The sequence below is a fragment of the uncultured Maricaulis sp. genome (assembly GCF_947259345.1).
GTDB lineage: Bacteria > Pseudomonadota > Alphaproteobacteria > Caulobacterales > Maricaulaceae > Maricaulis.
In genome coordinates this window covers 1-14,691 of the sequence record NZ_CAMYLS010000006.1, presented here as the reverse complement: position 1 = coordinate 14,691, position 14,691 = coordinate 1, and the positions used below count along the sequence as shown (strand labels likewise).

At 62.6% G+C, this 14,691-nt stretch carries 12 protein-coding genes; 6 read left to right on the top strand and 6 right to left on the bottom strand.

Annotation, left to right across the window (positions count from 1 at the left end; all coding sequences use genetic code 11):
- Window positions 1-22 precede the first annotated feature (22 nt).
- The gene (gene fliR / locus Q0X62_RS03290) at window positions 23-775 is read right to left on the bottom strand and encodes a flagellar biosynthetic protein FliR (RefSeq protein ID WP_297731581.1); all 753 of its coding nucleotides are present in this window, start codon (window positions 773-775) and stop codon (window positions 23-25) included.
- A complete protein-coding gene (gene fliQ, locus Q0X62_RS03285) occupies window positions 772-1,035 on the bottom strand; it encodes a flagellar biosynthesis protein FliQ (RefSeq protein WP_297731579.1) in 264 nt (87 codons plus the stop codon). Before fliQ ends, fliR begins: the two co-directional genes overlap by 4 nt.
- A gap of 112 nt (window positions 1,036-1,147) precedes the next feature.
- Between fliQ and Q0X62_RS03280 the strand changes: the two genes are divergently transcribed.
- From Q0X62_RS03280 to Q0X62_RS03265, 4 genes are all read left to right on the top strand, one after another.
- Window positions 1,148-3,040: a DUF885 family protein gene (locus Q0X62_RS03280; RefSeq protein WP_297731577.1), complete on the top strand. Its 1,893-nt coding sequence runs from the start codon at window positions 1,148-1,150 to the stop codon at window positions 3,038-3,040.
- 168 nt (window positions 3,041-3,208) lie between these two features.
- On the top strand, window positions 3,209-5,110 hold the full coding sequence (locus Q0X62_RS03275; RefSeq protein WP_297731574.1) for a DUF885 family protein: 1,902 nt from the start codon (window positions 3,209-3,211) through the stop codon (window positions 5,108-5,110).
- Window positions 5,111-5,132: 22 nt separating this feature from the next.
- The gene (locus Q0X62_RS03270) at window positions 5,133-7,031 is read left to right on the top strand and encodes a DUF885 family protein (RefSeq protein WP_297731572.1); all 1,899 of its coding nucleotides are present in this window, start codon (window positions 5,133-5,135) and stop codon (window positions 7,029-7,031) included.
- A 185-nt stretch (window positions 7,032-7,216) separates the two neighbouring features.
- Window positions 7,217-9,070 carry a DUF885 family protein gene (locus Q0X62_RS03265; protein WP_297731570.1) on the top strand — a complete coding sequence of 618 codons (1,854 nt, stop codon included), beginning with the start codon at window positions 7,217-7,219 and terminating at the stop codon, window positions 9,068-9,070.
- Window positions 9,071-9,150: 80 nt separating this feature from the next.
- Here Q0X62_RS03265 and fliE read toward each other — a convergent pair whose 3' ends face one another.
- Genes fliE through flgB form a run of 3 tightly spaced genes read right to left on the bottom strand, consistent with a single transcriptional unit; the run spans window position 9,151 to window position 10,380 of the window.
- Window positions 9,151-9,471 carry a flagellar hook-basal body complex protein FliE gene (gene fliE, locus Q0X62_RS03260; RefSeq protein WP_297731568.1) on the bottom strand — a complete coding sequence of 107 codons (321 nt, stop codon included), beginning with the start codon at window positions 9,469-9,471 and terminating at the stop codon, window positions 9,151-9,153.
- Window positions 9,472-9,515: 44 nt separating this feature from the next.
- Window positions 9,516-9,929, bottom strand: a complete 414-nt coding sequence (gene flgC / locus Q0X62_RS03255; RefSeq protein ID WP_297731567.1) for a flagellar basal body rod protein FlgC — start codon at window positions 9,927-9,929, stop codon at window positions 9,516-9,518.
- A gap of 10 nt (window positions 9,930-9,939) precedes the next feature.
- Window positions 9,940-10,380, bottom strand: coding sequence for a flagellar basal body rod protein FlgB (flgB, locus tag Q0X62_RS03250; protein WP_297731565.1), 441 nt, complete (start codon window positions 10,378-10,380; stop codon window positions 9,940-9,942).
- 108 nt (window positions 10,381-10,488) lie between these two features.
- On the opposite strand from flgB, the gene Q0X62_RS03245 reads away from it, so the two are divergent.
- Complete coding sequence (locus Q0X62_RS03245; protein WP_297731563.1) at window positions 10,489-10,821, top strand: flagellar biosynthetic protein FliO; 333 nt, start codon at window positions 10,489-10,491, stop codon at window positions 10,819-10,821.
- The gene (fliP, locus tag Q0X62_RS03240; RefSeq protein ID WP_297731561.1) at window positions 10,818-11,573 is read left to right on the top strand and encodes a flagellar type III secretion system pore protein FliP; all 756 of its coding nucleotides are present in this window, start codon (window positions 10,818-10,820) and stop codon (window positions 11,571-11,573) included. Before Q0X62_RS03245 ends, fliP begins: the two co-directional genes overlap by 4 nt.
- A gap of 138 nt (window positions 11,574-11,711) precedes the next feature.
- Here the strand turns inward: fliP and Q0X62_RS03235 are convergent.
- A partial coding sequence (locus Q0X62_RS03235; protein ID WP_297731558.1) for a hypothetical protein occupies window positions 11,712-14,691 on the bottom strand: 2,980 nt, incomplete at its 5' end.

The following is a 14,691-nucleotide window of genomic DNA, read 5'->3' as shown; positions in this document are numbered from 1 at the left end:
CCCGTGTCTGCTCTGTGCTCGCTCAGATCATGTCCATCGCGAAACGCTGCATGCGCTCCAGCCAGACCGCGCTCATCGCCCCCAATGCAATGATGAGGATGATCAGACCGACCATGATATTCGATGGCATGGCAATGAAGAAGATCTGCGCCTGTGGCATCAATCGCGAGAGGATGCCCAGGGCGAGATAGAAAAGCAGGCCGTAAAGTATGAGTGGCGAAGCCAGTTGAACGCCGATCCGGAAGGCATCGATGAAGGCATTCAACGCCCATTCCGCGGCATCTGTCATGGACGGCATCCCGCCCGGCTCGAACACCTGATAAGAGTTCACAGCCATCTGCAGCAACATGTGGTGCGTATTGGTCGCCAGCAGGACGAGCAGGAAGGTCAAATTGAGAAAGGTCGCGATCAGCGCGCCCTGCTGACCCTGGGACGGGTCAAAGGATTGCGCCATGGCGAGGCCGGACTGCATGCCGATGACCTGCCCGGCCACGGCGGCCGTGGACATGAAGATTCGCGCCACTGCGCCTATCATAAGACCGGTAATGACCTCGCTCATGACCATGCCCGCCATGACCAGCGGTTGAGCCGGCATCGCTGGCAGGGACGGCGCAATGATCGGGCCCATGATCAGGCAGAGCAGAAGCGCGAATGCCAGGCGAATCCGGACCGGGATGGACGGCTCGCCGAAGCCCGGCAGGAGCATCAGGATCGAGCCGAGACGGGCAAAGACCAGACCCGCCGCATAGACCAGGGCCGGCAGCTCTGGAATCATGGTGTGGCGATCCGGTCGAATATGACGCCCATGAAACCGGCCATGAGACCGCCCATGAGCGGCAGGAAGATCAGTAGCGCGACGAAGATGGCAATGATTTTGGGAACGAAAACCAGTGTCATTTCCTGAACTTGTGTCAGCGCTTGGAATAACGCGATCGTGACACCCACGGCCAAGCCAACCAGCATGACCGGGGCCGACATTGCCAGCATGAGCCAGATGGCTTCTCTTGCGAAATCAAGGACTTCAGGTCCGGTCACGGGTCTCGCCTCTCACCGCATGGGGAGAATCGGTCTTACGGTTAATTATCTTTACGCATGACCGCGCAGCGTTAAGAAATAGTCAATTCTGGTAAACGGGGAAACTCCAGCCATGCGTATTCACACCTTGCTCGCCAGCGCGAGCGCTCTCGTCCTGGCTGCGGCCTGCTCGCCAAGCGACACGCCGGAAACCGCAGACATCGAGGCCAATCCGGTCACCGAAACCGCCGCACCGGCAGCAGAAACCGCGGCGAACGAGCAGACCGAAACCGAGCGCCTCTACGCCTGGTTCCAACAGGAATTCGAAGCCGAGATCGAGTTCTCGCCCGTGGGCAAGACCTATCTGGGCATGCTGGATGATCTGGAAGCCTATGGCCAATGGAATGATCCCAGCGAGGCGGCTTTCCGCGCCGGCCTGCAGCGTGCCGCTGATCGCCAGCGCTACATGCACGAGAATTTCGACTTCGACGCGCTGACGCCGGAGGCCCAGATCACCTGGCGCTTTGCCGACTTCATCACCGAGAACAACGCCCAGCAATCGGAATTCTGGGATCACGGCTATGTCTTTTCATCCTTCTTCGGCCAGCATACCGGCCTGCCCTCGACACTGATCGGCTATCACCGGATCGACAATCTCGACCACGCCGAAGCCTATCTGAGCCGTCTGGAAACACTGGGCGATGTGCTCAATGTATATACCCAGCAGGCCGATGACCGGGCCAGGCAGGGCGTACTCGCCCCGGCTTTCGCCTATCCGATCATCATCGGTGCCTCCGAGCGCTTCATCACTGGCGCGCCTTTTGACGACAGCGGCACCGACTCGCCGCTCTGGAGCGACATCCAGACCAAGCTGGCCGGTATCGAGATTGAGGACGAGGCCCGGCAAGCCCTGCTCGACCGCGCGGAAACGGCGCTGCTCACGGGTGTCGGCCCGGCCTATGACAATCTGATCGCGACCATGCAATCGCATGCGGAGATGGCCGGCGACGCCAATAATGGCGCCTGGGCCCTGCCCGATGGCGAGGCCTATTACCGCAGCCAGCTGATGAATTACACGACCCGCACCGACATGACAGCGGACCAGATCCACCAGATCGGTCTGGACGAGGTCGAGCGCATTCACGGCGAAATGCGTGAGATCATGGAAACCGTCGGTTTCGAGGGATCCCTGCAGGACTTCTTCGAACACCTGCGTACGAGCGATGACTTCTACTATGAGGATTCCGAGGAAGGCCGTCAGCGCTATCTGACCGAGTCGGCCGCCATGATCGATCAGATCACTGAAGTCGCGCCGCAGTATTTCGGCCAGCTTCCGCAGGCAGAGCTCGAGGTCCGGGCAGTCGAGGAATATCGCATCACGACCGCCACCGGGGCGTTCTACGAGTCCGGTTCCCTCGATGGCACCCGGCCCGGCGCCTATTACGTCAATCTCGCCAATATGCGGGACAATCCGACCTATCTGATGGAATCCCTCGCCTATCACGAAGGCGCGCCGGGTCACCATTTCCAGTCCTCACTGGCCCAGGAACTCGAGAACGCGCCGATGTTCCAGCGCCTGCAATGGTATTCTGCCTATGGCGAAGGCTGGGCGCTCTATGCCGAAAATCTCGGCAAGGACATGGGCTTCTTCACCGATCCCTATCAGGATTTCGGTCGCCTCTCCTACGAGGTCTTCCGGGCTGCCCGTCTTGTCGTCGATACCGGCATCCACCATCTGCAATGGACCGAGCAGGAAGCCGCCGACTACATGCTCGCCACCACGCCGATGCCGGAAGGCGATATTGCCAATGAGGTCCGCCGCTACATGGTCTGGCCCGGGCAGGCAGTGTCCTACAAGGTCGGGATGCTGACCATTCTCGATTTGCGCCAGCGCGCCATGGACCAGCTGGGTGATGATTTCAGCTATGGCGAGTTCCACGACATTGTGCTGACCAATGGCTCAATCCCGCTCACCCTGCTGGAAGAGCTGGTCGACGCCTGGATTGCGCGCAAGCTCACGCAATAGTGCGAATCCAGCGCGCTTGAGGTTTGACAGGCCGGGCTGCGCAGAGGCTATTCTGCGCCCGGCTCATTTCATCAGCCGCCGCACCGGTACCGGTGCGGCGGCTGGATTGCTTTTGACGATGGCCCGTCTGGTCTGGGAGAGAGACCGGGCGCGCCCGGGGAGACCATCATGACCAAGCTTCCGATCTGGCTGACGACCGCCTCGATGGCCGCACTCCTGGCCGCCTGTTCGCCCACGCCCTCGGGCGATACGGACGTCCCGCCGGAACCGACTGCGACGGCATCCGGCGCTAACACCAGCGACACCGCTGCCAGCGAACAGACAGAGGGTGAACGCCTCTACGCCTGGTATTCCGAGTTGTTCGAGGCCGACCTCGCCCGCTCGCCGCAGCAACAGACAGGGCTTGGCCGGATTGACGACCTGGACGCCTATGGCCAATGGGATGATGTCAGCGATGAAGCTGCGGCCGCGGCCCAGCAGCGCCGCATCGACCGGCTTGCCCATATGCGCGAGCATTTCGACTTCGATGCGCTGGACCGCGATGCCCGCGTCTCCTGGCGCGTCTTCGAATACCTGCAGGAAACCGGCATTCGCCAGTACGAGTTCCGCGACCAGACCTATGTCTTCACCCAGATGTTCGGGCCCCATACCGGCATGCCCTCAACCCTCATCGGCCAGCATCGTGTGGAGAGCACCGAGCATGCCGAAGCCTATATCTCCCGACTCAACGGGATCGGACCGGTCTTCGACATCCTGATCGAGCGGGCCGATGCCCGTGCCGAGGCTGGCGTCATGCCACCGCGCTTCGCCTTCCAGTACCTGACCGGCAATACCCGCGCCGTCATCACCGGAGCCCCCTTCGACGACAGCGACGCCGCATCGCCGCTCCTGGCTGATTTCACCGCCAAGGTGAATGCACTCGAGATCGATGACGCGGCCAAGGCGGATCTGATCGCCCGAGGCACTGCCGCCCTGACCGACGTCGTGGGGCCGGCCTATGAACGCCTCATCGCCATGTTCGAACGTCATGAGCAAATGACCGACGATCGCGATGGCGCCTGGAAGCTCCCGCGCGGCGAGGCCTATTACCAGAGCCAGCTAGCGGCCTTCACCACCCTGCCCGACCTGTCACCGCAGGAAGTGCATGATACCGGCCTCGCCGAAATCGAGCGTATCCATGGCGAGATGCGTGGCATCATGGACGCGGTTGGATTCGAGGGCACGCTGCAAGACTTCTTCGAATTCATGCGCACGGACGAGCAATTCTATTACCCGTCCACCGATGAAGGTCGCGCCCGTTACATGGCCGAGGTCAATGATGTCTTCGACCGCGTCCGCGGTGTCATTCCAGACTATTTCGACACCTTGCCCGAAGGCGAGATGGTGGTGCGCGAAGTCGAGCCTTATCGCGCGGCGGGTTCACCGTCGGCCTTCTACAATACCGGTACCCTCGATGGCTCGCGGCCGGGTGTCTACTACGCCAATACACTGAATATGCGGAACCTGCCTGTCTATCAGATGGAAACGCTGGCCTATCATGAAGGCATTCCGGGCCATCATTTCCAGCTCACCCTAGCGCAGGAGCAGGAGGGCACGCCCATGTTCCAGCGCTTCCTCTATCTCTCTGCCTTCGGCGAAGGCTGGGCGCTCTATGCCGAGAGCCTGGGCAAGGATATGGGCATGTTCACCGATCCCTATCAGGACTTCGGCCGCCTCGCCTATGAGCTCTGGCGCGCCGGGCGTCTCGTGGTCGATACCGGCATCCATTCCCTGCAGTGGAGTCGCGAAGACGCCATCGACTATCTGCGCGAGAATACCTCTTTCACCGAGGAAGAGATCACCCGCGAGGTCGAGCGCTATATCGTCTGGCCGGGCCAGGCGACCTCCTACAAGACCGGCCAGATGCGGATCCGCCAGTTGCGCGATTATGCCCAGGCCGAGCTGGGCGATGCCTTTGATTATGGCGAATTCCACGATGTGGTCCTGACCAATGGCTCACTGCCACTGGCCGTTCTGACCCAGCTGATCAATGATTATGTTGAAGAGACGCGGGCTGAAACGGCTCAATAATGAAAACGCGAGGGGTATGAAAATGCGTATGTCCAACCTGATTGTCGGCGTTTCGGCCCTGGCGCTCCTGGCCGGCTGCGGCGCTACTGACGACGAGAATCTCGCCAGCGATACCGCTCCGGCCGAGACCGCGGCGAGCGAGACCGAACTGGCCTCGGCCGAGACCATGGCCGAGGTCGAGCAGGCCGCAGGCGAGGAAACCGAATCCGATCGCCTCAATGCCTGGTTCCAGGACGTTTTCGAGAGCAATGTCGCGCGCTCGCCGATGACCCAGACCTTCCTCGGCATGAAAACGAATTACGACCAGTGGTCCGACGCCTCCCCGGAATTCGCGCGCGAGGGCTTCGAACTGGGCCAGGCAGACCTCGCCCACATGCGTGAGACTTTCGACTTTGATGCGCTGGACGACAGCGCCCGGATATCCTGGCGCCTGTTCGAGTACAATGCCGAGCGCGCCGCAGAAGGCCAGCGCTGGGTCGATCACGGCTACACCTTCACACCGCGTTCCGGCCCGCACATGAATGCGGCCTCTTTCCTCATCAACAACCATCGCGTTGACACGGTCGAGGACGCCGAAGCCTATATCGGCCGCCTGCGCAATCTGCCGACCTATATGGACCAGAATATCGCGAATTCGCGGCGTTCGGCCGAGCTCGGTGTGCTGACCCCGGCCTGGACCTATGAGCCGATGATCGCCACGGCCCGCAACGTGATCACCGGCTCGCCCTTTGATGACGGCGAAGCCAGCCCCCTGCTCGCCGATTTCACCGGCAAGGTTGAGGCCCTCGAACTCGATGCGGACGAGACATCCCGCCTCATCGCAGAGGCGGAGGCCGCCATTACAGAGGCCGTCGCCCCGGCCTATGAGCGCGTCATCGCCCTGTTCGAGGAACAGGCCGCGGTCGCGACCGAGGATGACGGCGTGTGGAAACACCCCGATGGCGGCGAGTTCTACAATTATCTGCTCAATGGCTATACGACGATGGACCTGTCGGCCGAGGAGATCCACCAGCTGGGCCTCGCCGAAGTCGCCCGTATCCATGACGAGATGCGCGGCATCATGGACCAGGTCGGCTATGAGGGCTCGCTGCAGGACTTCTTCGAGTTCATGCGCACGGACGAGCAATTCTACTATCCGAACACGGATGAGGGTCGCGCCGATTATCTCGCTGACGCGACGGCGCTGATCGACACCATGACCGAGACGCTACCGCAGATGTTCAACACCTTCCCGCGGGCCGAACTGGAAGTTCGCCGGGTCGAGGTCTTCCGTCAGGACAGCGCCGGCAAGGCCTTCTACCAGCGCCCGGCTCCGAACGGCTCACGACCGGGCGTCTATTACGCCAACCTGCGCGACATGTCGCTGATGCCGACCTACCAGATGGAAGCCCTCGCCTATCACGAGGGCAGCCCGGGGCATCATATGCAGCTGGCCATCATGCAGGAGCTTGAGGGCGTTCCGGCCTTCCGCCGATTTGGTGGCTATACCGCCTATACCGAAGGCTGGGGTCTCTATACCGAGTATCTGCCGGTCGAATACGGATTCTATTCCGACCCCTATTCCGACTTCGGTCGCCTGGCGATGGAGTTGTGGCGTGCCTGTCGTCTCGTGGTCGATACCGGCCTGCACTATCACCAGTGGACGCGTCAGGAAGCGGTCGATTACCTGGCCGAGAACACGCCCAATCCGCAAGGCGATATCGTCGCTGCCATCGACCGCTATATCGTCTATCCGGGCCAGGCCACGGCCTACAAGGTCGGCATGCTGGAAATCCTGCGCCTGCGCGGCATCGCCGAGGAAGCCCTCGGAGACAGCTATGACATTCGCGACTTCCATGATGTCGTGCTCACACAAGGCGCGATGCCGATGTCAGTGCTGGAAGAGCGCGTGAATGCCTGGATCGCGGAATCGCAAGACTAACGCGAGACAACCCACGCATGACTAGGCCTCCGGCGCTTCGCCGGGGGCCTTTTTCTTTGCGACATCAGGTGTTTGTGACAAACGCGCAAGCTTTCTGTCATGACTGTACCTTAAGCGACCCGTCAGGCCCTCGCAGGCCCTGTGCCCCGATCTTGCCCGCTGATCCAGAGGGTAAAGGGGACATCATGACCACCTCATCGCGCGCCACACTGCGTACACTCCTGCTGGCCGGTTGCACGGCTCTCACCGGCCTCACACCGCTGGCCATGACCGCACCGGCGCAGGCACAGTCCGAAGCCGCCGCCACAGCCCAGACCGAGACGGACCGGCTCAATGCCTGGTTCGAAGAAATCTTCATGGCGGATCTCGAATTCTATCCGACCAGCAAGACCGGCCTGGGCATTATCGATGAGGATTATGGCCGCTGGAATGACAATAGCGAGGCGGCGACACGCGCAGCGATCGCCCGCAATCGCGACCGGCTCGTCCATATGCGCGTCAGTTTCGACTTCGACGCGCTCGACCCGGTCGGACAAATGTCATGGCGCCTGTTCGAATACCAGGTCGAGCGCGGCGCCGAGGCGGAACCCTTCCGACGCTATGGCTATGTCTTCAATCAGCTCTTCGGCCCGCATACGGGACTGATCGCCTTCATGATCGGTCAGCATCGTATTCAGAATGCCGATCATGCCGAGGCCTATATCCAGCGCCTGTCGACCCTTGATGACGCGCTCGGCCAGCAGATCGAGGAAGCCGAGTACCGCTTCGAAAACGGTATCCAGGCCCCGGCCTGGGTCTATGAGCGCGTTCTGGCCACGGTGACCGGCCTGCAGACCGGTGCCCCCTTTGATGACGGGCCGGACCATCCGCTCTGGGCCGACTTCCAGCGCAAGCTGGGCGCGCTCGAGCTGGATGAGGCCACACGCGACGATCTCCTCGCCCGGGCCCGCACGGCCCTGCTGGAGGATGTCGGACCGGCCTATGCCCGCCTGCAGGCCATGCTGGAAGATCACCGGGATCGCTCGACCACGGGGGACGGAGTTGCCGACCTGCCCGATGGCGAGGCCTTTTACAACAATCTCCTCGCCGGTTTCACCACGACCGACATGACGGCGCAGGAAATCCATGAACTGGGTCTGGCCGAGGTTGAGCGCCTGCAGACGGAGATGCGCGGTGTGATGGCGCAGGTCGGGTTCCAGGGCTCACTCGGCGACTTCTTCGACTATCTGCGCGAGGACCCGCAATTCTACTATCCCAACACGGATGAGGGACGCGCGGACTACATGGCCGAGGCGACGGCGATCATCGATGCCATGCGCGAACGCCTGCCTGAAGTCTTCGGCACCCTGCCCCAGGCCGAGCTGGAAGTGCGGCGGGTCGAACCCTTCCGGGAGAATGGCGCCGGACTGGCCTTCTATGAGAACGCGACGCCGGACGGCTCACGGCCGGCGGTCTACTATGCCAACCTGCGCGACATGGCGAGCATGCCGACCTACCAGATGGCGACGCTGGCCTATCATGAGGGTATTCCGGGCCATCACCTGCAGCGCTCCATTCAGCAGGAAATGGACAATCTGCCCCGTTTCCGCCAGTTCGGCAGCTTCACGGCCTATGCCGAGGGCTGGGGCCTTTATGCCGAGTATCTGCCCTTGGAGATGGGCCTCTATGAGGACCCTTATCTCAATGCCGGACGGATCGCGATGGAGCTCTGGCGTGCCTGCCGCCTTGTCGTTGACAGCGGCCTTCACGCCTATGGCTGGACCCGCGAAGAGGCGATTACCTATCTCACCGAGAACACGCCCAACGCCCAGGCCGATATCGTCCCCGCCGTCGAGCGCTATGTCGTCTACCCGGGGCAGGCCACCGCCTACCAGGTCGGCAAGAACCACATCATCGCCCTGCGCGAACAGGCAGAGCGGGAACTCGGTTCCGACTTCGACCTGCGCGGCTTTCATGACCGCGTCCTGGCCTCCGGCCAGATTCCGCTGTCCATGCTGACCGAAGAGGTCGAGGCCTGGATCGCCGAGACGCGCGGTTGAGCAAGCCCGCATGCGCTCAGACACAAAAAAAGCCCCGGCCAGCGCCGGGGCTTTTTCTGCTGCGTCCCGGGTCAGCTCGATCAGATCGGCATGCGCAGGATTTCCTGGTAGGCCTTCACGACCTCGTCGCGGACGGCGACGACGGTTTCCAGCGAAATCTCGGCAGCAGAGACAGCCGTGACCACGTCGATCAGTTCGGCTTCGCCGGCGGCGCCGGCCGCGGTCATTTGTTCGGCTGCCGCCAGGGTCTGGCCAGTATCGGCGACGGCATTGGTGACCATCGCACCGAAATCCATACCGGCACCGATGGATGCGGCGTCCTGGGTCGAACCCATCGAGGATTGTTGGGCAGTGCGGATCGCGGCCTGATAGGCCTGTACGGCAGAGAGGTCAGCGGCCATGGACTTTGTCCTTCACAAATCAGCTGGCGAGCGCGTGTGCTGTTCTAGCGGCGCAGGAGATCGAGCGCCCGCTCCTGCATGCGGCGGGCATTTTCGATCATGTTGAGGTTGGCTTCATAGGTCCGCATGGCTTCACGCATATCCATCATCTCCACCAGCGTCTGCACGTTGGAGTACTGGACATAGCCTTCTTCATTGGCGGCCGGGTGCCCCGGATCGAATTCGAGCGTGAACTCGCTCTGGTCATGGGCGACATCGGTCATGCGCACGGCATTGAGGCCGGTCGCACGATCAAGTTCCGCCTCGAAGACCGGGACCTGGCGGCGATAGGGATCACCGCCGGGCTCACGCGCCGTCGAATCGGCATTGGCGATATTCTCCGAGATGATCCGCATCCGGGCGGCTTGCGCCCGCATGCCGAAAGCGGAGATCTGCATCGCGTCTGAAGCGTTACCCATGGTTCACTCCCTAGCGGCCCGGCGGACGGATTGCCGTCCGCAGCAGACCAAGGCTTTTCTGGTAGAGGGTCAGCGCGCTCTCATAGCGCATGCGGTTTTCCTGGGCCCTGACCATCTGCTCCTCGATCACGACCGAATTGCCGTTCACGGTGGTTTCGCTGTCCGGGCTGTCGATCGGCTCCCAGAGCGCCGAGGCGCCAGCGCCTGAATTCGAGGCCGGGATATGTCCGGCATTCGTCGTCGCCAGGCCGATCGGTCCACGGCTTCCGGCGGCGCCATTGCTCATCTGCGAGCGCAGGGCCGCATGGAAGTCGGACTCGTCCAGATCACGGGGCGTATAACCCGGTGTATTCGCGTTCGCGACATTCTCCGCGATCACCTGCTGGCGATCGGCGTGAAAGCTCATCGATTGTCGAAGCAGTCCCAGAACCGGGACGTCATCGGGTCGCATGCGCGAATCCCCTATCTCACTTGTTACCGAAGGTGGTCCCGCACGGTTAACGGCGGCTTAACCGCATCACCCCACACAGTGATCATTGATTATGAGGCCCCGCACGCGATGTCCGATATCGTCGACTGGACCAGCTATTTGTTCGCCATTTCGATCCTGATCGTCCTGTTGGGCGGATTGGGCCTGTTTGGCTATGCGATCCAGAAGGGCTGGCTGCTGCAGCAAATGACAGGACTGCGCCAGCTCGGCGGCACCGACAAGCGCCTCAAGGTTCGCGAGACCCTGGTCATCGATCCGCGCCGCCGTCTGGTCATCCTGCAAGCCGATGGCATCGAGCATGTTGTCTTGCTGGGCGCCGAGCGCGAAACCATTCTTTCGACCGGCGCGGCGCGTCCTGAACCCGTTCGCCCCGAGCCCATCGCCAGGGAGTCGCGATCATGAATGCTCGCAAGGGTTTCTGGGTCTGCCTCGGCCTTTTCCTGATCGGAATCATCACCCTGGCCGGCATCCCTGCCGAAGCCCAGACCGTGACCATCGATGCTGGCCAGGAAGGCGCTCTGACCGAGCGTGTCCTGCAGCTGATCGCCCTGCTCACCGTACTGTCCCTGGCGCCGTCCATCGTCATCATGACGACCAGCTTCGTGCGCATCATTGTGGTCTTGTCGCTCTTGCGGACCGGGCTCGGCCTGCAACAAAGCCCGCCGAATGCGGTGCTGGTTTCGCTGGCCATCTTCCTGACCGGCTTCATCATGGCGCCGGTTTTTACGGAGTCCTATGAACAGGGTATCCAGCCCCTGCTGGAAGAAGAGATCGAGCTGACCGAGGCCTTCGACCTCTCTACCGGGCCGCTGAAGACCTTCATGCTCAGCCATGTCCGCGAGGATGACCTCGCCCTCTTCATCGACATGTCGCAACAAGCGGTACCGGAGGCACCGGAGGAGACGTCCTTTTGGGTGGTGGCCCCTGCCTTCATGATCTCCGAACTGCGCCGCGCCTTCGAGATCGGCTTCCTGCTCTTCATCCCCTTCCTGATCATCGACCTCGTGGTCGCCTCCATCCTCATGTCGATGGGCATGATGATGCTGCCCCCCATCGTCATCTCCCTGCCCTTCAAGCTGATCTTCTTCGTGCTCGTCGACGGCTGGCGACTGGTGACGGGATCGCTGGTGCAGAGTTTCGGGACATTGAGTTGACGGGGGCACCCGACAAGGTCGCCTGAACTGCGCGCGCAGTCACGCCATCACCCATGATTTGTCATCCACGACGGACGCCCCGCGAACGCGGGTAGCGGGGATGACAATTATCCGAAATTTCAGCTTGAACTGGTCGCCCTAGCTCGGCCCGCCACCATTCACGAAGCGCGCGCGGAAGGGTTCCATGAAGGCATCCAGCGTGTCGATCGAGGCGATGCGGGAGGCCATGTCGGTGAAGCGGACATTGCCCGGGGTGGCATCGTCGTTGGTCAGGAGATCAAAGGCCGCGGCCTGATCGGTTTCCGACATGGCCTCGCCATAGCGCTGGCCCAAACGGACAGCCGCCTCGCTGTCGCGCGCCAGGCTGTAAGCAATGGCTGCGCGCAGGAGATCATCCTGCTCGGTCAGGATCAGCGGCGCCGGATCGGAAAAGCGATTGCCCAATATCCCTTCCAGGCGCCGACCGGCATTGCGCCAGTCGCGCTGGGTCCAGGCGACATCAGCACGCAGACGGGTCGCGGCCTCGGACTGATCCGAGGCGATCAGTTCCAGCGCTTGGTCGGCACGGCCCATTTCGGACAAGGCGCGGGCTTCCAGCAGGTAGCGCTCATCGACCAGGGCCTCGGGAAGGCCGGCAATGCGCGACCGACGGATCGTATTGAGCGCGTCCTCATAGCGACGGTTCATCAGGTAGACGATAGCGAGATCCGTCGCCACGCGCGCCCGGGCCAAGGGCTCACGCAGGCGGTTATCGACCTGATGCTGCAGGAGCTCGGCGGCCGGATCGAGCAGATCGAAAGCGATCAGCCGGTCGGCCAGGCGGCGGATCATGCGGTCGCCGTCTGTGCCCCGAGGCGCCAGATGCTGGTATTGGTAGAAGATCGCCACGGCCTCGACCGGGTCCATCCGGTCCGCCTCGCCTTCAAGGAAGAGCCGGCGGAAAATCGACACCATATCCTCGCCGATACGGCGGCCGGCTTCGGATTCGGGGAAGCGCGCCTGGGCGGTGGCCATGGTTTCCAGACCACCGGCGAAATCGCCCGCCTGAACATAAAGCTCACCCAGTTCGCGCACCGTCTCCAGCTCGATCGTGTCGCCGCGCCAGCGGAAGCGGAGATTCTCCAGGTTCTCGATGGCCTCGCTGCGGCTGATCTGCCCCTGGTCCAATTGCAGTCGATAAAGATCAAAAAGGGCACGCGCCTCGACCTCCGGATCGCCGGATTCCGACAGCGCATCGAGGCGGCGGATCGCGTCGACAGCATCTCCGGAGCGTTCCGAGAGACGTGCGGCGACGTAATTGGCGTCAAGCCGCGTTCGCCAATCCGGCTCGCTGGCCTCGACGGCGTAGAGATGGTCCTGCGCCGCGCCGGTATCGCCGAGTTCGAGGGCGGCGCGTGCATGCGCGGCATGGAAACGTGCCTGCCATTCAGGCGGATAGTGATAAATGGTCGCCTCGCCCGTGCTGAAGCGACGGCGCGCATCCTGCCATCGCTCCTCACCCATCGCGACCATCCCGCGCCACAAGTCTGCGGCCGGATCCTGGGCCAGCGAGGGGTGAGCCAGATAGGCGTCAGCATCGTCATATCGACGCATCATGTAACTCGCGACACCCTGCAAGGCGCGGACATGAGGATCGTTGGCCAATTCCGGTTCGACATCGAGTGCGAGATCGAGCATGCCGAGGGTTTCCGGTGCAAGATCGCGCGACAGGAGGAAGCGCGCCAGGGCAATCTGGCCATCCGTGCCGTCTTCAAGCGCTGTCCTGCGCAGACGCGCATGCCATTCATCAACGAAATGGCCCGCACCGCGCCAGGCATCAAAATACATCAGGGCGGGCGAGGATATATTGGCCAGGACGGAGCCATCCGCTTCGCTCCGGTCGACCGTTGCAGCCGGTGTCAGGTCCAGACCGCTGAGCCGACTGATCGCGACGCCTCCGCCGATTAGCGAAATTTCGATATCCTCCGCCGTCGCCTGTACGGCCGCGCCCTGGGCGCTGGGCAAGAGCGCGCCACCGACAAATTCGCTTCGCGCCGCCAGCCCCTGGATCGGCCCCATGGCTGTAATAACGCCGAGCCGGTCACCAACCACCGGATCATCAACCCAGCGAACGGTATTCGCGCTGGCCATGTCCATCAGGATGCGGCCAGGTCGCCCACGCCGGGCATCGCGCCGGACATTGATCGGACGCGGTGGCGCGTCGATACGCTCGGACAAAACCACCGACCAGCGACTGCCATCGAGGCGCGCCTCGGCTTGCGAGGTGGACGGCACAACGACCCGGGCGGCAGACCAGTCATCACCGCTGACGCCGGCAAAGTTGCGGACATGACGGCGGCTGGCGGTATCGAGCTCGCGCAAGTCCAGTTCAGCGGGACTGTCGAAGACGATCCAGATCGCCTCGCCACGTCGGAAGACCGACATGCCCAGCGGCGCAGCCCAGTCAAAGTCGATGCGAAGGTCGCCATTGTAATCGGAAACTTCAGCCCGAACGATACCATCGGCCGGAAGCGGGTCTGCGCCAGGCGCTTCAGACAGGACCGGCGACGCATCATCGTCAGGCGGACCGGAGTCCTGCGCCGGTTCCGGCACCGGCTCTCTGGGCGTCGGCGCTACTTCCCGCGCGGGCGCGGTAACGGCCTCGCTGGCGCCGGGTTGCGTTTCCGTCTCATCCGCTTGCGCCGACTCCGGCGTGGCGTTTGCGGCTTCAATGATCGCCGCAGCATCGCCGCCCAATTCGGCGAGCAGCGTCTCCGCATCAACATAGGCCGGGTCCGGCAGATCGATGGCGACACGTCCATTTTCGCCCCAGGCGCGGACGGTCACACCGGGCTCGACCTCCATGGTCAGGACAAATTCATCACCCTCGCGGGTTGGCCGGATCGAATTGAGGAAACGTGGCGGGGAGCCGACCAGCCGGCTGAGATCGACCTCGGCCGGTTCGACGAAGCGGACTTCGGCTGTGTTGCCGGTCTGGGTGACCGTGAAATCAACTTCGCGCGGCCACATCAATTCGATCCGCGTATACTCGGTCGCCTGGCCGACCCGGTATCGAACAGGCAGGGCCTCGGCGGGTGGCGGTGGCGGCGGCGGCAGAGCCGCCTGCTCGGCCGCCAGG

What these genes read in the sequence shown, in the direction of transcription:
- Q0X62_RS03245 (WP_297731563.1), top strand. Translation starts at nt 10,489, where the DNA reads ATGTCCGATATCGTCGACTGGACCAGCTATTTGTTCGCCATTTCGATC.
- Q0X62_RS03280 (WP_297731577.1), top strand. Translation starts at nt 1,148, where the DNA reads ATGCGTATTCACACCTTGCTCGCCAGCGCGAGCGCTCTCGTCCTGGCT.
- fliE (WP_297731568.1), bottom strand. Translation starts at nt 9,471, where the DNA reads ATGGCCGCTGACCTCTCTGCCGTACAGGCCTATCAGGCCGCGATCCGC.
- Q0X62_RS03275 (WP_297731574.1), top strand. Translation starts at nt 3,209, where the DNA reads ATGACCAAGCTTCCGATCTGGCTGACGACCGCCTCGATGGCCGCACTC.
- Q0X62_RS03270 (WP_297731572.1), top strand. Translation starts at nt 5,133, where the DNA reads ATGCGTATGTCCAACCTGATTGTCGGCGTTTCGGCCCTGGCGCTCCTG.
- fliP (WP_297731561.1), top strand. Translation starts at nt 10,818, where the DNA reads ATGAATGCTCGCAAGGGTTTCTGGGTCTGCCTCGGCCTTTTCCTGATC.
- Q0X62_RS03265 (WP_297731570.1), top strand. Translation starts at nt 7,217, where the DNA reads ATGACCACCTCATCGCGCGCCACACTGCGTACACTCCTGCTGGCCGGT.
- flgC (WP_297731567.1), bottom strand. Translation starts at nt 9,929, where the DNA reads ATGGGTAACGCTTCAGACGCGATGCAGATCTCCGCTTTCGGCATGCGG.
- fliR (WP_297731581.1), bottom strand. Translation starts at nt 775, where the DNA reads ATGATTCCAGAGCTGCCGGCCCTGGTCTATGCGGCGGGTCTGGTCTTT.
- flgB (WP_297731565.1), bottom strand. Translation starts at nt 10,380, where the DNA reads ATGCGACCCGATGACGTCCCGGTTCTGGGACTGCTTCGACAATCGATG.